The organism is Actinopolymorpha sp. B17G11, assembly GCF_040196095.1.
Lineage (GTDB): Bacteria > Actinomycetota > Actinomycetes > Propionibacteriales > Actinopolymorphaceae > Thermasporomyces.
The window spans coordinates 1-19,632 of record NZ_JBEFTW010000038.1 but is presented as its reverse complement, the minus strand read 5'-3'; the positions used below and the strand labels follow the sequence as shown (position 1 = coordinate 19,632).

Genomic DNA, 19,632 nt, shown 5'->3' with positions numbered 1-19,632 from the left:
TAAGGGCTTACGTCCTGGGGAGCTGCCGGCGGTGCCGGCGGGGACGCAAGCTCGGAGTGTGTGGGCGCCAGGCGACCCCACCGCGGGACGGGTGTCCGGTCCCGGTTGCCATGGCACTGGGGGGTGAAGCGATTCGCCAATGGTGGTCGAGAGTTGGCCACCACTGCCACGACGCCGCCGCCACGTCCCACCATTCGTTGGGTGCGCGCGTGTCGTGGCGTCGGTCATGCCCGGCTCACGGAGGTCTGCGAGGCGCGGTTGCGACGCGGCGTCCGTGATGGGCGAACGGCAACGAACGGACTCCGGAGAAGACTTCTCCGGAGGCGCCGATGAGTTGCCTGCCTGCTATTTGTCATCGTATTGCGACCGTCTCGTTACCTCTTCCGGGCATCGTGATGCGCCGACCTTGAACAGCTTCAAGGCCCGCGCAATTTCGGGCATGTTAATGCCCTGCAGGCCGGGGTTCCAAGGGGCTGGATCAAGTTGAGACCGACTTTCCTGGGTGGACTACGGGCGGTCAGGACTGCGTAGCGGTGCGTGGTTCAACGTTGGAGTGGGCCGTCGTGTCACTGCCGTGACCGCATTGCACGGGCATTGCGTCTCCGTTGCACTGATCGCCGCCCGCTTTGCTGGGAGCCGCCCTGCCATCGACCGTACTGGCATCGATGCCACACCTGCCGGCGGGTGCGTGCCAGAAATGGTGCAAGCACAGCAGTGCCGGTCTGGCAAGGAGAACCGGCATCCTCACCTGGCCACTACTGGCCCACCCTGCGTGGCGGCTCCCGGGCCACCGTCCGGCCCGGGGCCTTCTGGCTCACGCCGCGGATGGCCCGGCTTCACACCATGAAGGCAACGAGTGGAGCCTCGATGATGGCGATTCGGGGGCGGGACGTAGCCATTAGGCTGCGGAGGGTGCGACGACCCCTTCTGACCCGGCTCGTGTTGGGCCTCGCGATCATTCTCGTCTTCGCCCTCGTCGCCTCGGCGGGTGCGGTGATCGTGAGCGTCCGCAGGTCGCTGCCCACCTACGATGGCCGCGCCGCCCTACCCGGACTGACGGCCAAGGTTGACGTGCGTCGTGACACCCTCGGAGTGCCACAGATCTACGCCGACTCCTCCGAAGATCTCTTTCGGGCGCAGGGATATGTCCACGCGCAGGACCGGTTCTTCGAGATGGACTTTCGCCGTCATCTCACCGCGGGCCGGCTCGCTGAGTGGTTCGGCCGCGATCTGGTGGAGACGGACGCTCTGGTGCGTACCCTCGGCTGGCGGCGGGTGGCTGAGCGCGAGTTCCCGTTGCTCTCCGTCCAGACGCGCGGTTATCTCAACGCCTACGCCGACGGAGTGAATGCCTACCTTGCCGAACACAGCGGTTCTCGGCTGTCCGTCGAATACACCCTCGGACGGCTCGGGCCCGGCGAACGCCCCGAGGCATGGACACCGGTCGACTCGCTCGCCTGGTTGAAAGCCATGGCGTGGGACCTCCGCGCCAACCTGGACGACGAGATCGACCGCGCCCTGGCTTCGACCAAGCTGTCGCCCCCGCGGGTCGGCGAGCTCTATCCCGCCTACCCGTTCGACCGACACACGCCCATCGTCGCGGACCGGCGTGCGACGCCGGCGAGTGTCGCCCGCAGCCCGGGACGAGCCGCGCTGCCGGCCGGCACTGCCGACGCGTTGCGAAGGGTACGTGAGCTGCTCGATGCGAGCGCGCCACTCGGCGTCGGAGGCGGTATCGAAGGTGGTGGCCGCGGCCGCGGCGGAGAAGGCATCGGAGGTGGCGGTGCGGGGGCGGACGGGCGTTCCGGCCTCGGCTCGAACTCCTGGGTGATCGCAGGGAAACACACCAGCACCGGCAAGCCCCTTCTCGCCAATGATCCACATCTTGCGCCCACGATGCCCTCGGTCTGGCACCAGACCGGACTGCACTGCCGGCAGCTGTCCCCCACCTGCAGGTTCGACGTCGCCGGGTTCGGCTTCGCCGGCGTGCCAGGCGTTGTCATCGGCCACAACCATCAGATCGCCTGGGGTTTCACCAATCTCGGCGCCGACGTCATGGATCTCTACGTCGAACGCCTGGACGGCAACACCTACATGTACGACGGTGAACGTGAGCCGCTGTCCACGCGCCGGGAGCTCATCGGGGTCAAAGGTGAGGAACCGGTCGGAATCGAGGTACGCGCGACCAGGCACGGACCCCTGCTCTCCGACGTTCACGACCGGGTACGCCGTGCCATGTCCCGGTCGGCCACTGGCGAGGAGGCGCGCAAAGGCGGTTGGCAGACGGGTGTGTCGCTGCGCTGGACCGCCCTCGAGCCCGGCCGCACCGCCGAGGCCATCTTCCGGTTGAACGCCGCCCGCGACTGGACGCAGTTCCGGTCGGCCGCCGAGCTTCTGGAGGTGCCGGCACAGAACCTGGTCTACGCCGACGTCGACGGGCACATCGGCTACCAGGCACCCGGCCGGATCCCGGTCCGGCGGGAAGGCACCGGCGAGTGGGCGGTGCCCGGCTGGACGACCAGGTACGAATGGGACGGCTGGGTTCCCTTCGACAAGCTGCCGTCGGTGCTCGACCCGGAGCAGGGCTACCTCGTGACCGCCAACCAGTCCGTCGCACCGGCAAGCTATCCGTACCGTCTCACCGACCGGCCGGCCTACGGCTATCGCAGCGACCGGATCGGCGATCTCATTCGTACGGCGATCAAGAAGCAAGGCAAGGTTGACACTGCCACGATGCTGCGCATCCAGGCCGACACGTACAACGCCAATGCCGCGTTCCTCGTGCCGTACCTGCAGAAGGTGAAGGTCGACGGGTTCACCGCGCAAGCGCAGGAGCTCTTCGCTGGTTGGGATTTCCGCCAGGGCGTGGACTCGGCGCCAGCGGCGTACTTCAACGCGGTCTGGCGCCACCTGCTGGCGTTGACCTTCCGCGACGAGATTTCGCAAGGTGCGTGGCCGGGTGGAGGCGACCGGTGGTATGAGGTCGTGCGCCGGCTTGCCACCCAACCCGACAGCCCATGGTGGGACGACGTACGTACGAAGAAGGTGCGTGAGGACAGGGACACGATGTTGGCCAAGGCGATGGTGCGGGCCAGGGCGGAGTTGACCAAGGACCTCGCCAAGGATCCGACGCGGTGGCGTTGGGGAAAACTGCACCAGCTCGAACTGGTCAATTCCTCGTTCGGATCGAGTGGGATCGGCCCGCTGGAGCGCCTGTTCAACCGGGGCCCGTACGAAGTGGCCGGCGGATCCGATGCGGTGCTCGCGACCGGGTGGGACGCGGCGGGGGAGGACTACTCGGTCACGTCCGTTCCGTCGATGCGGATGGTCGTCGACCTCGCAGACCTCGACCGGTCGCGGTGGATCAACCTCACCGGTGTGTCAGGGCATCCATCTTCGCCGCACTACAACGACCAGATCGAGGAGTGGGTCGGCGGGAAGACTGTGCCATGGGCGTTCACCAGGCGGGCGGTGACGAAGGCAGCCGGGTACCACCTGGTCCTTGCGCCATGACCTCTCGATCCCTTCGGCCCCTGTTCGGCGGCTACGGGGGCGGGAAGCGGATCAGACCCGACGGCGTCGCTGCCGCGCGGACGCGCCAGTCGCTGCGGTCGCTGGGCACGGCACCCTCCAGAACTTCGCCGTCGTGGAGGAGTACGCAGCTGAACGCCTCGCGGGCGATCCGCGGCAGCGCGAGGTCGTAGCTGCCACCTCCGCGGCCGAGGCGCATGCCGGTGCGGTCCGCGGCCAGCCCGGGGACGAGCACGGCGTCAGCTGTCGCGACCGCCTCCCGCCCGAGGCGGCGCCCGGACGGTTCGAGCAGGCCGAGCCGCGCGCGCGTCAGCGTTCCGGGCCCGGTGTAGGCCGCCCAGTCCAGGTCGAGGTCACGCCCGAGGACGGGAAGCAGTACCCGGATCCCCCGCCGATCAAGGGCGTCGAGCAGGGGACCGGTACCCGGCTCGGTGCCTACGCCGACGTAGGCCGCCACGACCGCGGCCCGGCTGACTTCGGGCACGCCGAGCAGCACGTCGCACAGTTCGACCGCGGCCGCCTGCAGGTCCGCGGGCCGCAGTTTGCTGCGCTGGAGGAGGATCCGCCGGCGGAGGCGTTCCTTCTCCTCGTGCACGTCGTAAGGCATGAAGCGCCGGCCACGCATGGTTCGTTATCTTTCCTCAACATTTGCCATCGGTGGGCGCGTTCAGGAAATGCTGTGGACAGACCCACCAGACGTGCAAATTTGCTGACCGAGCAAGCATCTCGGGATCTGTGGCAGCCATGCCAGGCGCACGTCCGCCTCGGCGTCGCCCGAACGGCCACCTGCTGCCGCTCAGCCGTCCAACTGCCGGTGCCCGGCAAGCCCGCGCCGCTCGCCGCTCGACGGCGCCGGTCCGCTACCTGCCGACGCCCGCACGAAGCCCGGACGGCCGACGGCGTCCCGACGCCGTTGCCGGGCCGTCGGTGTCCGCCCATCGAGTCAGCCGCGAGTCAGCCGGCTCTACCCAGAATCCGTCGTCTAGGGTCGGGCCATGGTCTACTCCGGTGCATCCGACTTCACGGTCCGTAAGGCCGTCATCCCCGCCGCCGGCCTCGGCACGCGTTTCCTGCCCGCGACGAAGGCGACGCCGAAGGAGATGCTTCCGGTCGTCGACAAGCCCGCGATTCAGTACGTCGTGGAGGAGGCGGTCGCGGCGGGGCTTCGTGACGTCCTCATGGTTACCGGCCGGGGCAAGCGCCCGCTCGAGGACCACTTCGACCGGGCGTACGAACTGGAGGAGGCTCTGCGCGAGAAGGGTGACAAGGAGAAGCTCGCCGAAGTCACCGTGTCGAGCGAGCTCGCCGACGTCCACTACGTACGCCAGGGTGCGCCGAAAGGGCTCGGGCACGCGGTGCTCTGCGCCGCCCAACACGTCGGCAACGCGCCGTTCGCCGTACTCCTCGGTGACGACCTGATCGACGAGCGCGACCCGCTCCTGTCGACGATGATCGACGTGCAGAAGGCCAAGGGTGGCAGCGTCGTCGCGCTGATCGAGGTCGACCCGGCGCACGTCCACCTGTACGGCTGCGCCGCGGTGGAGCCGACCGACCAGCCCGACGTGGTCCGGGTGACGGATCTGGTCGAGAAACCCGACGCCGCCGATGCGCCGAGCAACCTCGCGATCATCGGACGGTACGTCCTGGCGCCCGAGGTCTTCGACGTCCTCGCCGAGACGCCGCCGGGACGTGGGGGCGAGATCCAGCTGACCGATGCCCTGCGTACCCTCGCCGACCGCCCCGACCAGGGCGGGCCGGTGCACGGGGTGCTGTTCCGGGGCCGGCGTTATGACACCGGTGACAAGGCCGACTACCTCCGCGCAATCGTGCGCCTGGCCTGCGACCGGGAGGACCTCGGCCCGGAGTTTCTCGCCTGGCTCAAGGGCTTCGTCGCCGAGGCGACCGAGCCGGAAGCGGCGACGCTCCGGTGAGCGCGGCCGAAGCCGTCCGTGCGGCGGGCGAAGCGCGGGTGGGGATGATGTCCGGGTGAAGAGCGTCGAGGAACATCTGGACGCGGTCCTCGCGGGAGTCCGTGAGCTGCCGCCGTTCGAGCAGCAGCTGATGGACGCGCACGGCTGCGCCCTCTGCGAGGACGTCACGGCCGGCTTCGACCTGCCGTCGTTCGACAACTCCGCGATGGACGGCTACGCGGTACGTGCCGAGGACGTCGCGCACGCGTCCGAGGACGCGCCCGTCGTCCTGCCGGTGGTGGGCGACCTGCCGGCCGGAGGAACTCAGGCGCACGCGCTCGCACCCGGGCAGGCGTTGCGGATCATGACCGGAGCTCAGGTCCCGCGCGGATCCGACACGGTGATCCCGGTCGAGTGGACCGACGGTGGGGTCGCGAAGGTCGCGATCCGGCAGCCACCCGGTGACAACTCCTATATAAGGCGTCGCGGCGAGGACATCGAGACCGGACAGCTGCTGGTCGCGTCGGGCACACACCTGGACGCGAAACAGATCGCCGTCCTCGCCGCCGCCGGCCGGGATGTCGTCAAGGTCCGTCCCCGGCCGCGCGTGGTCGTACTGTCCACCGGATCGGAGCTGCGCGAGCCGGGTCAGCCTCTCGGCGACGGTCTGATCTATGACTCCAACAGTTATACGTTGGCCGCCGCGGTCCGCGAGGCGGATGGCATCGCCTACCGCGTCGGCGTCGTCGCCGACGACGAGCGGACGTTCATGACCGTGCTGGAGGAGCAGCTGGTCCGCGCCGACCTGGTGGTGACCAGCGGGGGAGTGAGCGTCGGTGCGTACGACATCGTGAAACAGGCCCTTCGCCGTCTCGGCACGGTGGAGTTCACGCGGGTGGCGATGCAGCCGGGGATGCCGCAGGGTTTCGGCGTGATCGGTGAGGACCGTACGCCGATCTTCACGTTGCCGGGCAACCCGGTGAGTGCGTACGTCTCGTTCCAGGTCTTCGTTCGGCCCGCCCTCCGCGCGATGCTGGGCATCACCCCGGCTGTCACGCCGACGGTGACCGCGACGGCGACGACCGGTTGGCAGGCGTCTGAGGGCCGCCGGCAGTTCACGCGGGTGGAGTACACCGTCGGTCCGGACGGACGGGGGCTGGTGCGGCCGGTGAGCGGTCCCGGCTCGCACCTTGTCGGTGGGCTGGCGCGGGCCAATGCGCTCGCCATCGTGCCCGAGGGTGTACGTGAGGTGCCCGAGGGCGGGGCGATCGAGGTGATGGTTCTCGGTGCGCCGCGATGACGTGCGGTCGATGACGTACGCCGAGATGACGTGCGCCGAGCTGACAGTGCGCCGAGATGACAGTGCGCTGTTGGGCGAGGGGCTCTTCACGCAGGAGGCTCGTTTGGATGAGGGCGCCTCTCACGCGAGGGCTGATTGGATGAGGGCGCCCCTCACGCCGCCCTATGGGGTGAGGGTGCCCCTCACGCGGCGTTCACGCCGGGCGGGGTCTGGGTCAGGAGAGGAAGCGAGCTGATGTCCGAAGAGCCGGCGTTGACGCATCTGGACGACCGTGGCGCGGCCAGGATGGTCGACGTCTCGGCGAAGCCGGCCAGCGCCCGCACCGCGCGGGCCACCGGCCTGGTCCTCGTCTCCGCCGAGGTGATCGCCCTCCTGCGCGGCCCCGGCGTACCCAAGGGCGATGCGCTCGCCGTTGCCCGGATTGCCGGGATCATGGGCGCGAAGCGGACGCCCGAACTCGTGCCCCTCTGCCATCCGATCGGCATCACCGGAGTCGATGTTGACCTCACGGTGCTCGACGAGGGCGTGGCGATCGCCGCCCGCGTCCGCACCACCGACCGTACGGGCGTCGAGATGGAGGCTCTCACCGCCGTCGTGACTGCGGGGCTCGCCGTCGTCGACATGGTGAAGGCGGTGGATCCGGCGGCGGTGATCACCGACGTACGGGTCGAGGAGAAGACGGGCGGTACGTCGGGGGACTGGCGGCGGTCATGATGAGAGCGTGTGTGGTGACGGTGTCCAACCGCGCGGCGGCGGGTGTCTACGCCGACCGGGCCGGGCCGATTCTCGTGGCCGGGCTGCGTGAACTCGGGTTCGCCGCCGACGAACCCCTGGTGGTCCCCGATGGCGAGCCTGTCGTGACGGCGTTGCGGGAGGCGGTCGCCGAGGCGTACGACGTGGTTCTCACCACGGGAGGTACCGGCCTGAACCCGAACGACCAGACCCCGGAGATGACCCGTCGGGTGCTCGAGGTCGAGGTACCCGGACTCGCTGAGGCCGTGCGGGCGTACGGTGTTGATCACGGGGTACCCACCGCGGCGCTGTCACGCGGGCTGGCCGGCCTGGCAGGATCGACGCTCATCGTCAATTTGCCGGGCTCGTCCGGCGGCGCCCGGGACGGGATGGCGGTCCTGGCACCGGTCTTGCGGCACGCGGTCGAACAGATCCGGGGCGGGGACCACCCGGGTGCGCAGGGCGGACACGATATGCGGGGCGGGAACGATACGCAGGGCGGGGAAGGCACGAAGGACAAGCACGGTGGTCAGGACAAGCGCGACGCGGTGAGTGGGAGCCAGTGAAACACGCGGGGAGGCAGAGCCTCCGCCGGCCGTGGCCGGTACGGCTTTCCGAGGGACCAGTCGGGCTGCGGCCCCTCCGGACCCGAGACGCTGGTGCCTGGCGGCAGGTGCGGTCGCGCAACCTCGCCTGGCTGCAACCGTGGGAGGCGACCCCGCCTCCCGGTGTCGACCCGCGTCCCCGCAGCTTCCGCGCCATGACCCGCTCGCTCCGCGCGCAGGCGCGGGTGGGGCTGTGCCTTCCGTTCGTCGTGACGTACGCCGACTCCGGGTCCGATCCGGATGCCACCACCGCCCGCGCGGAGCGACTGGTCGGGCAGCTCACCGTCAGCGGCATCACGCTCGGTTCGGCCCGTTGGGCGCAGATCGGGTACTGGATCGACCAGGCGTACGCCGGCCGCGGCATCATGCCGACGGCTGTCGCGCTCGCGTGTGACCACTGCTTCTTCGTCCTGGGTCTGCACCGGATCGAGATCAATATCCGGCCGGAGAACGCCGCCAGCCTCAGAGTGGTGGACAAGCTCGGGTTCCGCCGTGAGGGGATCCGGCCGCGGTACCTCCACATCGATGGTGACTGGCGCGACCATGTCGCGTACGCCCTGCATGCGGAGGAAGTGCCTGAGGGCGTGCTCACCCGGTGGCGGCGGAGGCGGGCGATGGAGGAGCGGCACCGCGGCACCTCCGCGCCCGGCACCTCCGCGCCGCAGCAGGGTCCGTCGGCCTGACTTCCGCCGTCGGTGGAAGGCACTCTCACGACACACCGTCTGACCTGCACGGTAAAGCGCGGTCGCTTGCGTACTTTTCTACCCGTGGGTACTGGGCTGATCTACGCGGCGATCGTTGCTGCCTGGGCCGCCTACCTTGTTCCCGGGTGGATTCGGCGGCACGAGGAGGTGGCCGACGCGGCACCGGTGGTCGACCGTGCGCCGCCGCCGGTACGTGTGCTGGAGCGGCGCCACTCCGGACGCGGTGCGACTGCTGACCTCTCCCGCGACGCGACGGGCGACGACGAACGACGACCCCCGGGGTACGGGCCGCCGCGTTCGGGTGCTGCGCGCCCGTCGTCTGTCGTACGCCGTCGGCGGCGCGTCCTGGTGGGACTGATCGGGCTCACCACTGTCGTCGCGGTGCTCGGTGCGTTCCGGCTCGCCCCGTGGTGGGCGCTCGCGGTGCCCGTGGGAATCGTCGCGGCGTACCTCCTGATCTGCGCGGTTCTCGCCCGGGGTCATCGCAGCCAGGGCGTGCGGGCTGTGGCGTCGGCCTCGCCGTCCAGCGCGACGGAGGGCAAGGGTGCCACGAGGGCTTCCGGATCTGCCCGATCCGGGCGCGCTCCGGCCGCTCATGGTGTGGTCCGTACGACGGCCGCGCGGTTGGCCGAGACGGCGGACTGCCCGGTGCCCGACGCGAGGACCGTGTCGGTGAGGGTTGACCCGTCGTTTGGTGCCGGTGCCGGTGCCGGCGGCGGTGGAGTGCCGGCCGCGCGGGAGCCGACCGACCCTGGGCTGTGGGATCCGGTCCAGGTGCCCCTGCCGACATACGTCACGAAGGCCAAGGCGACCCGCACGGTGCGTACGGTCGAACTCGGCGAGCCCGGCACGTGGTCATCGGGGCGGCTGCCAGAGGCGGAACTCCTCTCCCGGCCAGAAGAGTCCGTGATGCTGCTCGATGAGACAGAGCAGCCGGGCCCGGCCCCCGACGAAGCACAGTCTGACGCCGGGGAGTCTGAGCGTCGCCGTGCTGTCGGGGACTGAGCCAGGCGGACGGACTCGAGGTCTCTAGGCCGTCACTGTCCGGGGACTGTGCCGGCGCCAAGGGCTTGCCGCCGATTCGTCCGGTGCGCCGTGCTATCGTCTTCGTCGGTCGATCGCCGCCTTTGAACGTTTGTCAGAAGTGCGGCTCGACCGCCCGGGGGCTGTAGCGCAGTCCGGTAGCGCACCTCGTTCGCATCGAGGGGGTCAGGGGTTCAAATCCCCTCAGCTCCACTTTTGTGGCCTGGAAGCGGCAAGCCGCTCGTCTGCGAAAGTTGCAGGTGAGCGGCTGTTTTGCTGTTCGCCGGATGTCCGGATGGATACGGCAGCGACCGGACTTGAACGCCTACCTGTTCCCATGCGTTCCGACGGCGAGCCGGATGTCGTGGCTCTGCTATTTCCGGCTCTACAAGGGTCATGGCGCCGCTGATGGGGCGCACCGCCCGGCTACTGCCCTTGCGGGAGGCCGTGGGCGGCCTCCTCGGGGTCTCCGGGCGGCACCTGAAGGAGCCGAATCTTCTCGATAGGCTCAGCCGATGCCCGAGCTGCCAGGCGAGCTGGTCTCGCTGCGCACCCTTGAGGTGGCCGATGTCCCGCGGCTCCGCGAACTTCGCCCACGCGGCTGGTCGCCCGGTGACGACTGGCCCCTCGAAGGGTCAGCGGCGACTCGCTACACGATCTTGCTCGACAGATCCATCGTCGGCTTCATCCAGTCCAATGAGGACTCAGATCCGGAGTACCGGCACGCCAGCATCGACATCTTCGTCGGTTCGCCCTACCACGGTCAGGGCATTGGTACCGATGCCGTTCGCACGCTTGCCGTCCATCTCGTCCGTGACCTGGGACATCATCGAGTTGTCATCGACCCACGCGCGGACAATGCAGCAGCCATCCGGTGCTACCGCAAGGTCGGCTTCAAGCCGGTCGGCGTGATGCGTCGCTATGAACGCAACCTCGAAACGGGCGAGTGGAACGATGCGCTCCTCATGGACTTGCTCGCCGAAGAACTCGACACCTCTCGAGCCGCTCGGCGGGATTGAACGCTGAGCTGAACCCTTGGCGCGGTCGACCTCATGGTCGAGCCCTGACCTCAACCCTTACTGGGGCCTTGCCAAAATCCCGCCGGGAAAGCCGGTCAATGGCCGGACGTGCACAGGAAGAGCGGGTGACCGCCCTGCGGGCACGCCGAAGGAGACATCCTCGACTGCGGTGAGCTCGCGCCAAAGGTCTTGGCGGCGGCACGGAAGCTCACAACCGCCGTCTTCATGAGCGGTCAGTGCGCCGGTTGTTGACGTTGATGTTGTACGCGCAGAGGAACAGCATGACGACGGACCCGGCAATCACGACCCACCGCGTGGCGCCGCCGACAATAGCGGCGACGGGCATCAGCAGCAGGGCGATTCCGAGCAGGATGAGCGCGGTCCTCTTGTTGGAGAGTGACTGGGGCATGAGAGGGAGCTCCGACGGGCGTGCAACTGGCGTTATGTAAGCAGCTCAATCTGGCTGGCCCACGCTTTCCGGGTCGCGGCCGGCGTCCACCACCCCGGGATGGTGGGGTGGCGGTGGCTCAGGTTGGAGCTTGGCCGTAGCTTTGCAAGATGGGTTCAGCCTGGACTCATCGTGATCAGCTAAGTGCTGGTGGGGTGATCGGGCTGCGGATCCTCGGGGTCGCACTCGCGTACTACCTCGCGGCCGTGGTCGGACTGCTGCTGAGCGCACCATTCGGTGATCCTGTCCGCTCGCTGTGGATTCCGGCGGGTGTCGCGTTGGTGTGCCTTTTGACACTTGGTCTCCGCACCTGGACATGGCCCGGAATCGCTATTGGTTCCCTGGCGGCCACTGTGCCTCTTCTGCCGCCAGCTGCTGCCCTGCTGATCACTTTGGGGAACACACTCGCGCCGGTCTGCGCCTACGTCCTGCTCCGATCGGTTGATTTCAGGAAGGAACTCGATCGACTCCGAGACACACTCGCCCTCGTTCTTATCGCCGCATTCGGTGCGATGACGATCAGCGCGACACTCGGCGCGGTTGCGATAACGTTCCTGACCGTGGGGGAACCAGCCGGCTTCCTGGCCGTCTGGGCCGTCTGGTGGTCCAGCGACGTATTGGGCGTGTTGGTCGTAACTCCCTTCCTGCTCGTCCTGCTTCGAGTTCGGGGGGCGTTCGGCGCTGGCTGGGTGAGGTGGCTGGAGATGGCGCTTCTCCTTCTCGTGACGTTCACCGTCAGCATGGCTGCGACGAGAAGCTTCGGCCTGCTCTTCCTGGCGTTTCCCCTCGTGATCTGGGCAGCATGGCGCTTCCAGTTGCCGGGCGTCGCGCCATGCAACCTCATCGTTTCCGGCATAGCGATCGACGCAGCCGGACATGGATACGGCCTCTTCGCCGGACGTCCGCTGCTGGCCAACATCATGATCCTGCAGGTGTTCGACGGGACTGTCGTCCTGTCCGGCCTCTTCCTCGCTGTTGTCATCACCGCGTGGCGGAAGTCCCGCGCGGAGATCGAACAGGCGGTGGCCACGCTGACCGACGCCCTTGCCCGTCTGCAGGACAGCATGCTCCCCGGACAGAAGTACCTGTCGATGATGCGGGACATTCCCCACGAACCTGAGGTGAGAAAGCAGAACCCGGACGACGACTAGCCTCCGCCTTGCGCCGCCTGGCGGTGGTCACTGTTGTCGGCGAGCCACGTCCGAGGCCGGCGTCGCGACGATGGTCCGGTCGATGGGGGCGCGGTGCTCTCTCAACCGCTAGTTTCTGGATCGTGTTCGGCGGGTCGTGGCTCGAAAGGTTGGGATGGTATCGGAGCGCTGCCGCTCACCTGAGCAATGAGCTCTGCTGCGACGTCGCGAAGAGGGAGTTTAGTGCTTTGGGAACGCTTTCGCAGCACATTGAACGCCTCGTCGGCATCGCAGCTTCGCTTGGCCATCAAAATTCCCAGAGCCTGATCGATAAAGGTCCGTGACGTCAGTGTCTGCTCTAATTGTGCCGTCACATCAGCCTCCCCGGTGCGACGCATCGCTAGTCCGAGCGCTGTGGAGGCTTGGACTACATACATTTCCGCAAGTCGGCGTTCAATGCCGTCGAAGGCGTGTGGACGGTCGTACCCGTACATGTTCAGGGCGCCGACCGTCTGGCCGTCCACGTTCTTCAACGGGAAGCTCAATGAGCATCTGACGCCTAGTCGGAGAGCCTGCTCGCGGTACCGTGTCCAGCGATCGTCGACCTGCAGGTCGGGCACATCGACGACGTTTCCGGTCCGCAATGTCTGCAGGCACGGCCCTTGGTCTACCGCGAACTGCTTCTCGTCCAGCAAGGGTGCGCGTTGATCGCTGGCGGCGACTGTTCCGGGCCGCCCGTCGTAATGTGTCGTGATACCGCATGAGGCTGGCGGTTGGACGACATTTGCGGCGAGCCATGCCACCTTATTGAGATAAGTCTCGAGGTAGGGTCCTGTCACCAAGAGCGTTTGCACAGAGCCGAGCAACGTCGACGAACTCTCGTCGCGTTGGTCTCTATGATCCTTCCACTCGATTACCATCTGATCCACCCATTTACCTATTGCCCATATGAGGAGTTTGCCTGGAACGCCGCTAACGGATGAGCCTCGCCAGTCAAAACATTACGCCCGCGTTCATAGTGAGCCAATGCCGCGTTCGAGACGACCAGCGCGGGCCGGAAACGTCGGCTGTTCGGACATGCTCGAAGTACTCCTGGGTGGTATCGGCTACGAGCTGGCGAGGGTCTCGCGACTCTTCTACCGCGGACCGTTGCCTCTCAGGCCGTCGACCACTTCGCGCACCACGTCTGCGTGGCCGGTGTGCATCAGGTTCTGCTCCAGACGTCGAGGAGCATGCGTCGGCGGCTCACGATGTAGGGCTCGCCCTCCCACCCCCCGCGGTGGATGCCCACGTCGAGCCCGCCGTCCGTGCCCATCTCCCGTCCACGCGGACACGGTGCGCCCGACGACGCCGCACCAGAGCGCATACACGCGTCAGGTGGAAGCCGTATCCAGGCCATCGCACAGGTGGTCGCCGGCCGCACGGTAAGCGGGCACTGGCTGGCGTCCGCGACGGTCGAGCTGTTCGAGCAGTACGGATTCCAGCGTGTACGCCAGGTCGGCAAGCACGCGTGGATCGTGAGCCGCGTACTCGACCCCGCGTGAAGCGACACTCGACGTGCCGCCTCGCTCCGGTTGCCCCCGTACGCTGCGTCGCGTGAGCTACTCGGCCGCGCCGGCCGCTTGCCCACGCCGTGCCCAGACGGCGCCGCGCCGCCGCCCGGGGTGGCCCGAGGGTGCTATGTCGGACGTTCTGCTCGAAACGCGAGCAGCAGCGGCAGTGTGCGTTCCGGTGACTCGACAACCTTGTTGATACGTAGCCCGGCTGTGAGAACCGGATTGAGCAGGTCGGGAAGTGGGAGGTGCCGGACGCCGACCCGGCTGCGGATACCGTCGCCTATTCCCGGTCCGGTGAAGCGGAGCTGCGTGTCGCGATAGCCCTCGTGCAGGACGCGTGTGCCGTCATCGCGTAGCTCGGAGAATGGGCCGATGAAGCATGGATGGACGCCTGCGTAGACGAAAGTGCCTCCAGGCCGGAGGACACGCTGGACCTCCCGTACGGCGGAGGCCCAGTCATCGAAGTCCGTATGCGTGGCCAGGCTCACGACAGCGTCCAGGCTCTCCGATACCACGGGTAGGTGGGCTGCGTCCGCGCACGCGACAGCGCCAAGCCGACGTGAGGCACGCGAGATCCGAAGCTCTTCGCGGGACAGGTCGATGCCGACGGTGTGCCAACCGAGATTCTGGATTCCGGGGGCCCGCGCACCTGTTCCACACCCGAGGTCCAGGCATCGGCCGGTTCCTGGCCCAAGCAGGTCCCAGAACATGGTCTGGTCGGGTGTCGGTCCACCGCCCGACATGACAGTGTCGAACCACTCGGCTACGGCATCGTATCGGGCCACCGGTGCCATGGAATCGCTCCCATCGCAGCATCACACACAGGCTGGAGACCAGTCTGGCATGCGTTCTCGCGCAGTGCCCGGTCGTCACCGCCTACCCGCTGAACAGCGGCCCTACCGTTGCGCGACCCTCAGCGAATGCGAGAGGGCCGGGCATCGTTGCCCGGCCCTCTGCGTCGATACCTGCCTCGACTACCCAGCGCTGGTCGCGCTCGTCTGGATCTTCACCGTGTAGTCAGCGCCTTCGCAGGAATCCGGAGAGGTGTTGGAGATCGACACCGCGTCCTCGATGACGAAGTTCTTGGCCTCACCAGCCTCGAACCGCTCGTCGACGTACGCATGGCTCGACGTGGTACCAGCCGCGACCACGAGGTGGGTCTCACAGCCAGGCACGGAGGACGTCACGATGGCCGGAGTGTTGGCCTTCGCAACTCCACGAACGGCCACCGGGTTGAGGTTCTTGATTCGGAACTTGAGGTCCGCGTTCTGGGTCGGCAGCAGGCCGTCCGTGGTCACCGAGACGTTGGTCACCTCCAGGTCGGCCATCTCGCCGCCCGGAACGTCGAAGCTGAAGTTGCCGTTCGCAATCCACGCTGCCGAAGCGACTGAACCCGCGAGCAGGGCGGCAGCCATACCGCTAATCGCGGCACCCTTGATGATGTTGCGTCGAATCTGCATACGGATTCCCCGTACCTTTCCTCTCTGGAGACCTGCCCTACGTGGGCAGCGTGGGACGGGCAGGGTTCGAACCTGCCAGATTTCGCCATTCGCCCCGACCTGCTGAGTCACTCGTCGCGAGAACAAGCGGGTGCAGGCGGCGATCTTCACTGTTCTCGGTACGCAGCTGATCCGCGCCGGCCACCCAGTCGGGTCGAGTCCCCGACCAGCCCGCGACAGCCGCACACCAACGAGGCGCAGCTGTTCCCCCTGAGCGACGACCTGCGCGGAGGCAGGACCGGCAACCCGGTCCTGCCGCCCCCTCCGTACATGCACCACTGAAACGGCCCCAGTGGCGCATCCCCCTGCCGCGGACCCCCTTACGTGCCCACGCAATCCCCCCACCGCCGCCCCGCGCCGGGCGGTGTTGCGTGCGCGGCATCAGTATTGCGCAAGCGCAATGAATGTGCAAGCCCATCCCTCGAGCGACTCACCTGGCTTCCACGAGGCCGTGGCCGCAAGGTTGCGCGGACCGGGGGTATTGCGCATACGCTACGGAGTATGAGCTGGTGGAACTACGTACAGCGGATCACCCGGCGGTCGAGTCAGCATGAGATCGCCCGGCGGCTCGGGATATCGCCGTCGAGCGTCAACCGGTGGAAGACGTCCGACCCGAAGCCGGAGAGCGTCCGCGCGTTGGCGGTGGAGTACGGACGACCGGTGCCCGAGGCGTTCGTCGCGGCGGGGTACATGGAACCGGGTGACGTGGAAGGTCTGGAGAACGTCGAGGCGGCCGCGGGTCAGACCGGCCCGCTGTCGGTCAAGGAGGCCGCGGAAAAGATATGGGCGCTCGAGGCGCTGCCCGAGGAGACCAGGCGACTACTCATCCTGGAGCTGCTGGAGCGTGCGGGTCGCGATGAAGCGGCCCAAACCGGTTGAGCGCGTCGCCCGGAGGTTGGCCGTACCCGCACGGAGGTTGTGGCGCACCGCTCGGCTTGTGACGCACCGTGCACCGGACTGTGCAGCGCGATGACGAGGTGATAAAACGTCCGTTGTGTCCTTGGGGGTTTATATCGGCGTGGCGATCGCGGCGCTGGGGATCGTCGGTGCCTGGGTTGTCGCGCGCACGGTGAGCCGGCGTGCTCACCGGCAGATGCGCGCCGAGGTGACGGCGCTGCGGACCGAGCTGAGTGGAGCGCTGGCGCGGATCTCCTCCAGAGAAGAAGCCGCCGCCATCATGGCGCGCGTCGATGCGGCCATGGCTGACGAGCCGGAACCCAGACGCCGGGCGGGGCTGCTGCTCATCAAGGGCGGACTCATGGTCGGCGCCGCGGCCGGAGCGGCGGCAACCGCGCTCGCCCGCCGCGTACGTGAACACCCCGTACTGGCGGGAGTGGCCCTGGCGGCCGCGGCGGGTGCCGTGAGTTTCGCCGCGATGGGGCCACCCACCGGTGATCCCGAGGCGCGGGAGCAGGCGCCGGGACGACAGGCCTCGCTGCCGACCAGGGCACCTACCGCGCAGCCGACGCCGACGCCGACCAAGGCTCGCACCGCGGAAACCGAGGATCCTGAGTCAGCTGGCGAGCCGGCCTCGCCCAGGCCCGAGGCGTCGACCGGCGATGACCGACAGACACCCGCGACGCCTGATCCGGCCGCGACCGGTGGTGACGTGCCGCCAACTTCGGAACCGCGTAATCCCCCGGCAGATCCGGAGCCGCCCACAGATCCGGGCCCCGAGCCGCCCACAGACCCGGAACCACCCACCGACCCGGAACCACCGACCGACCCCGAGCCGCCCACAGACCCGGAACCACCCACGGACCCGGAACCACCCACGGATCCGACGCAGTCGTGCACCATCCAGCTCGGCCGGCTCCTGTGCGTGACGCTTCCCCTGTGAGTGGAGCGGCGGCTTCCACCTCAGACACCGGCGCCGGCTAGTTCACGACCCGTCGCTGCCCTCGGTTCAGTCCCAGGGTTCAGTCGTCCGTCGATCGCGTCGATGTCGTCCGCGCTGGCCCGACCGGGCGAAGATCGGGAAGGTTGACCACGATCGCTTCCTGCGTACTCCGAGCGATGACCACTACTGCCTCCACCTCCGGATCGGGGTTTTCCTCGCGATGGGGTACGAAGGGCGGAACGAAGACGTAGTCGCCCGCCTGGGTACGGATGCGGACTTCATGCGCATCGTCGCCGTCGCCTTCGAGGAAGACGAACTCGGGGGTTCCACTGACCACGTAGATCGCGGTCTCGGAGTCGCCGTGATGGTGGTTGGCAGAGGCCAGGCGCGGCGCGACGTGGGTCTGGCCCATCCAGAGCTTCTGCGAGCCCACCGACGCTCCGCTGATCGCGGCCAGCCTGTGCATGCCGGCGGACTGCGCGGTCTCCGGTGAGAGCACCGCCGGCGTGACGTGGTGCAGCCGGTGGAACGGATCATCCTGCACGGCGGAGTCCTGGTTCGGTCTGCCCTGTGAGTGGCTGGACATGGCCCTCCTCGCTCGTTCCGCAGTTCCGGGCCGTGGGGCCCGTATCCCGAATGCCAGGGCGTCCATCTTCCAGGGTCCGGCAGCAGCGATGCGAATCGCCCGCGATGACGCGCCTGCCGCCCGCCATGACGCTGCCGCCCGCCACGGCGCGCCAGTCCCTTGCGGTTAGGACCTTGGTCCCTATGCAGGGTGTTTGGTCGTCGAGAAACATGAGGGGTAGGCCTGTGGAGCAAGCGGGAAAGCCTGATAAGGGCTGAGTAACCAGAGGATCGAGAGATCCAGACGGTGAACCCGACCACCAAATCCGGGTAGTACCGGAGATGGAAAACTTGTTCTGCAGGTCCTTAATCGTGCCCGGACCTCACTCATCGGCTGAGCTGACGCGAGTCAGCCTCAAGCCGGATGCGGCGTGAAGGTCTGCCGGTACGCGAGTGGCGTCGTACCGACAGTCCTGCGGAAGTGTTGACGCAGCGTGATGGCGCTGCTGAATCCGCACCACGAGGCGACCTCCTCCACTGACAGGTCGGTGGTCTCGAGTAGTTCCCTGGCTCGTTGCAGCCGTCGACCGATCAGCCATTGCAGGGGCGTCGTGCCGGTTTGTGCGCGGAACCGGCGGTTGAGCGTCCGTACGCTGGTCCCCGCCCTGCAGGCGACCGCCTCCAGGGTCAGGTCAGTGGCGAGGTTGTCCTCCAGCCATCGCATCACCGGCTCCAGGCTGCGGCCAGTCTCCGGGCGTACGTAGTCGACGACCTGCGCCTGACCGCCATCTCGCTGGAGTGGCATCACCGTGTGGCGAGCGGTCTCGGCAGCCACAGCCGAGCCGTGGTCGCGCCTGACGAGGTGCAGGCAGAGATCGAGTCCGGCCGCCCCGCCCGCGGTGGTGAGGATGTCCCCGTCGTCGACGAACAGCACCGCGTCGTCGATGCGTACGTCCGGATAGAGCGAGGACAACGTGGCTGCGTGCGTCCAGTGGGTCGCGGCCCTCCGGCCGTCCAGGAGTCCTGTCGCGGCCAGCACGAAGACACCGTTGCAGATCGCGACCAGCCGCACGCCTCGCCCGTGCGCGTCGCGAAGCAGCCGGATCACCTCCTCCGGAGGAGGCTCGGTGTACCGAGACAGTCCGGGAATCCAGATCGTGTCAGCGGCGGCAGCGTCGGCCCAGGAGTACGGAGGGAGGATCCGGAACGCGACGTCCCCATACGGCACGGTCGTGGTGACCATGGGCCCACACACCCGGACGTTGTACAGCGGCCGAGCGGGCGGACCGTGGTGACCCATCGGGTATGCCTGCGCGAAGATCATGCAGGGGATGGAGATGTCGATGCCACCTGATCGCTCCAGCGCCAGGATCGCCACGGTGTGCATGTCCAGAACCTATCGATACCCGGCAGTCCGGCCCATGGTCTGCCGGGTCCGCCGCTATGAGCATGGCGGACATGCTCATCACTTTCGGCGCTGGCCCGCTCTCGATGCTGGTGTTCGTTCTCGTCGCTGCGGTATCACTTGCCGTCTTCGTCCTTGCCGGCTGGTTCACCGACAGACTTCTCGGTGGGTACGCCCAACACTGGGCACGGCAACTCCAGCAACGAGCGGAGCGCTAGGGGTGCGTGAACCATCAGACACCCCCTAGATCGTTGATCGGAAATTTTGATCAGGTCAGCGATCAGTGGTCGTAGGCGATTAGGGAGCGTTTTACGGGTGCGCCGATGATCCAGTTGTGCCAGATGGCGGTGTTGAGCGCGAGTAGGC

20 protein-coding genes and 1 tRNA gene are annotated in these 19,632 nt (G+C 67.7%); 14 read left to right on the top strand and 7 right to left on the bottom strand.

The features are described 5' to 3' along the window. Positions 1 to 912: 912 nt before the first annotated feature. Positions 913 to 3,513, top strand: a complete 2,601-nt coding sequence (locus tag ABN028_RS28975; RefSeq protein ID WP_349698810.1) for a penicillin acylase family protein — start codon at positions 913 to 915, stop codon at positions 3,511 to 3,513. A 31-nt stretch (positions 3,514 to 3,544) separates the two neighbouring features. Here ABN028_RS28975 and ABN028_RS28970 read toward each other — a convergent pair whose 3' ends face one another. Then, the gene (locus ABN028_RS28970; RefSeq protein WP_349332331.1) at positions 3,545 to 4,156 is read right to left on the bottom strand and encodes a 5-formyltetrahydrofolate cyclo-ligase; all 612 of its coding nucleotides are present in this window, start codon (positions 4,154 to 4,156) and stop codon (positions 3,545 to 3,547) included. 370 nt (positions 4,157 to 4,526) lie between these two features. Between ABN028_RS28970 and galU the strand changes: the two genes are divergently transcribed. The 8 genes from galU (at position 4,527) to ABN028_RS28930 (ending at position 10,824) form a co-directional block, all read left to right on the top strand. Continuing rightward, positions 4,527 to 5,462 (top strand): UTP--glucose-1-phosphate uridylyltransferase GalU, encoded by a 936-nt coding sequence (gene galU, locus ABN028_RS28965; protein WP_349332330.1) that lies wholly within the window; start codon positions 4,527 to 4,529, stop codon positions 5,460 to 5,462. A gap of 55 nt (positions 5,463 to 5,517) precedes the next feature. After that, positions 5,518 to 6,741: a molybdotransferase-like divisome protein Glp gene (gene glp, locus ABN028_RS28960; RefSeq protein WP_349332329.1), complete on the top strand. Its 1,224-nt coding sequence runs from the start codon at positions 5,518 to 5,520 to the stop codon at positions 6,739 to 6,741. A 234-nt stretch (positions 6,742 to 6,975) separates the two neighbouring features. Continuing rightward, a complete protein-coding gene (gene moaC / locus ABN028_RS28955) occupies positions 6,976 to 7,455 on the top strand; it encodes a cyclic pyranopterin monophosphate synthase MoaC (protein WP_349332328.1) in 480 nt (159 codons plus the stop codon). After that, complete coding sequence (locus tag ABN028_RS28950; protein ID WP_349698809.1) at positions 7,452 to 8,039, top strand: MogA/MoaB family molybdenum cofactor biosynthesis protein; 588 nt, start codon at positions 7,452 to 7,454, stop codon at positions 8,037 to 8,039. The genes moaC and ABN028_RS28950 overlap by 4 nt, the downstream gene beginning before the upstream one ends. Next, a complete protein-coding gene (locus tag ABN028_RS28945; protein ID WP_349332326.1) occupies positions 8,036 to 8,761 on the top strand; it encodes a GNAT family N-acetyltransferase in 726 nt (241 codons plus the stop codon). The genes ABN028_RS28950 and ABN028_RS28945 overlap by 4 nt, the downstream gene beginning before the upstream one ends. 84 nt (positions 8,762 to 8,845) lie before the next feature. Then, positions 8,846 to 9,787, top strand: coding sequence for a divisome protein SepX/GlpR (gene sepX / locus ABN028_RS28940; protein ID WP_349698808.1), 942 nt, complete (start codon positions 8,846 to 8,848; stop codon positions 9,785 to 9,787). A gap of 157 nt (positions 9,788 to 9,944) precedes the next feature. Beyond that, positions 9,945 to 10,018, top strand: a tRNA-Ala gene (locus ABN028_RS28935). A 302-nt stretch (positions 10,019 to 10,320) separates the two neighbouring features. Then, complete coding sequence (locus ABN028_RS28930) at positions 10,321 to 10,824, top strand: GNAT family N-acetyltransferase (protein WP_349331884.1); 504 nt, start codon at positions 10,321 to 10,323, stop codon at positions 10,822 to 10,824. Between the two features lie 223 nt (positions 10,825 to 11,047). On the opposite strand, the gene ABN028_RS28925 is transcribed toward ABN028_RS28930, so the two are convergent. Further along, on the bottom strand, positions 11,048 to 11,233 hold the full coding sequence (locus ABN028_RS28925) for a hypothetical protein (RefSeq protein ID WP_349331883.1): 186 nt from the start codon (positions 11,231 to 11,233) through the stop codon (positions 11,048 to 11,050). A gap of 149 nt (positions 11,234 to 11,382) precedes the next feature. On the opposite strand from ABN028_RS28925, the gene ABN028_RS28920 reads away from it, so the two are divergent. Continuing rightward, a complete protein-coding gene (locus ABN028_RS28920) occupies positions 11,383 to 12,423 on the top strand; it encodes an MASE1 domain-containing protein (RefSeq protein ID WP_349698807.1) in 1,041 nt (346 codons plus the stop codon). Positions 12,424 to 12,524: 101 nt separating this feature from the next. Here ABN028_RS28920 and ABN028_RS28915 read toward each other — a convergent pair whose 3' ends face one another. Beyond that, positions 12,525 to 13,322 (bottom strand): GAF and ANTAR domain-containing protein, encoded by a 798-nt coding sequence (locus tag ABN028_RS28915; protein WP_349698806.1) that lies wholly within the window; start codon positions 13,320 to 13,322, stop codon positions 12,525 to 12,527. 387 nt (positions 13,323 to 13,709) lie between these two features. On the opposite strand from ABN028_RS28915, the gene ABN028_RS28910 reads away from it, so the two are divergent. Continuing rightward, entirely contained in the window at positions 13,710 to 13,946 is a 237-nt protein-coding gene (locus ABN028_RS28910) for a hypothetical protein (protein ID WP_349331880.1), read from the top strand. A 134-nt stretch (positions 13,947 to 14,080) separates the two neighbouring features. Here the strand turns inward: ABN028_RS28910 and ABN028_RS28905 are convergent, their stop codons facing one another. After that, positions 14,081 to 14,743, bottom strand: coding sequence for a class I SAM-dependent methyltransferase (locus ABN028_RS28905; RefSeq protein WP_349698805.1), 663 nt, complete (start codon positions 14,741 to 14,743; stop codon positions 14,081 to 14,083). A gap of 189 nt (positions 14,744 to 14,932) precedes the next feature. Then, positions 14,933 to 15,418 carry a hypothetical protein gene (locus tag ABN028_RS28900; protein WP_349698804.1) on the bottom strand — a complete coding sequence of 162 codons (486 nt, stop codon included), beginning with the start codon at positions 15,416 to 15,418 and terminating at the stop codon, positions 14,933 to 14,935. Between the two features lie 540 nt (positions 15,419 to 15,958). On the opposite strand from ABN028_RS28900, the gene ABN028_RS28895 reads away from it, so the two are divergent. Then, positions 15,959 to 16,336 (top strand): helix-turn-helix domain-containing protein, encoded by a 378-nt coding sequence (locus tag ABN028_RS28895; protein ID WP_349698803.1) that lies wholly within the window; start codon positions 15,959 to 15,961, stop codon positions 16,334 to 16,336. Positions 16,337 to 16,451: 115 nt separating this feature from the next. After that, on the top strand, positions 16,452 to 17,297 hold the full coding sequence (locus ABN028_RS28890) for a hypothetical protein (RefSeq protein WP_349331876.1): 846 nt from the start codon (positions 16,452 to 16,454) through the stop codon (positions 17,295 to 17,297). A 79-nt stretch (positions 17,298 to 17,376) separates the two neighbouring features. Here ABN028_RS28890 and ABN028_RS28885 read toward each other — a convergent pair whose 3' ends face one another. Beyond that, positions 17,377 to 17,883, bottom strand: a complete 507-nt coding sequence (locus ABN028_RS28885; protein ID WP_349331875.1) for a cupin domain-containing protein — start codon at positions 17,881 to 17,883, stop codon at positions 17,377 to 17,379. Positions 17,884 to 18,276: 393 nt separating this feature from the next. Then, positions 18,277 to 19,248, bottom strand: coding sequence for a GlxA family transcriptional regulator (locus ABN028_RS28880; RefSeq protein WP_349698802.1), 972 nt, complete (start codon positions 19,246 to 19,248; stop codon positions 18,277 to 18,279). Positions 19,249 to 19,319: 71 nt separating this feature from the next. Here ABN028_RS28880 and ABN028_RS28875 point away from each other — a divergent pair, with 71 nt between their 5' ends. After that, complete coding sequence (locus ABN028_RS28875; RefSeq protein ID WP_349331873.1) at positions 19,320 to 19,484, top strand: hypothetical protein; 165 nt, start codon at positions 19,320 to 19,322, stop codon at positions 19,482 to 19,484. The last annotated feature ends 148 nt before the right edge of the window (positions 19,485 to 19,632 follow it).

What these genes read in the sequence shown, in the direction of transcription:
- ABN028_RS28970 (WP_349332331.1), bottom strand. Translation starts at nt 4,156, where the DNA reads ATGCGTGGCCGGCGCTTCATGCCTTACGACGTGCACGAGGAGAAGGAA.
- ABN028_RS28930 (WP_349331884.1), top strand. Translation starts at nt 10,321, where the DNA reads ATGCCCGAGCTGCCAGGCGAGCTGGTCTCGCTGCGCACCCTTGAGGTG.
- ABN028_RS28895 (WP_349698803.1), top strand. Translation starts at nt 15,959, where the DNA reads ATGAGCTGGTGGAACTACGTACAGCGGATCACCCGGCGGTCGAGTCAG.
- ABN028_RS28915 (WP_349698806.1), bottom strand. Translation starts at nt 13,322, where the DNA reads ATGGTAATCGAGTGGAAGGATCATAGAGACCAACGCGACGAGAGTTCG.
- ABN028_RS28875 (WP_349331873.1), top strand. Translation starts at nt 19,320, where the DNA reads ATGCTCATCACTTTCGGCGCTGGCCCGCTCTCGATGCTGGTGTTCGTT.
- ABN028_RS28880 (WP_349698802.1), bottom strand. Translation starts at nt 19,248, where the DNA reads ATGCACACCGTGGCGATCCTGGCGCTGGAGCGATCAGGTGGCATCGAC.
- galU (WP_349332330.1), top strand. Translation starts at nt 4,527, where the DNA reads ATGGTCTACTCCGGTGCATCCGACTTCACGGTCCGTAAGGCCGTCATC.
- ABN028_RS28950 (WP_349698809.1), top strand. Translation starts at nt 7,452, where the DNA reads ATGATGAGAGCGTGTGTGGTGACGGTGTCCAACCGCGCGGCGGCGGGT.
- ABN028_RS28885 (WP_349331875.1), bottom strand. Translation starts at nt 17,883, where the DNA reads ATGTCCAGCCACTCACAGGGCAGACCGAACCAGGACTCCGCCGTGCAG.
- ABN028_RS28925 (WP_349331883.1), bottom strand. Translation starts at nt 11,233, where the DNA reads ATGCCCCAGTCACTCTCCAACAAGAGGACCGCGCTCATCCTGCTCGGA.
- moaC (WP_349332328.1), top strand. Translation starts at nt 6,976, where the DNA reads ATGTCCGAAGAGCCGGCGTTGACGCATCTGGACGACCGTGGCGCGGCC.
- ABN028_RS28920 (WP_349698807.1), top strand. Translation starts at nt 11,383, where the DNA reads ATGGGTTCAGCCTGGACTCATCGTGATCAGCTAAGTGCTGGTGGGGTG.
- ABN028_RS28900 (WP_349698804.1), bottom strand. Translation starts at nt 15,418, where the DNA reads ATGCAGATTCGACGCAACATCATCAAGGGTGCCGCGATTAGCGGTATG.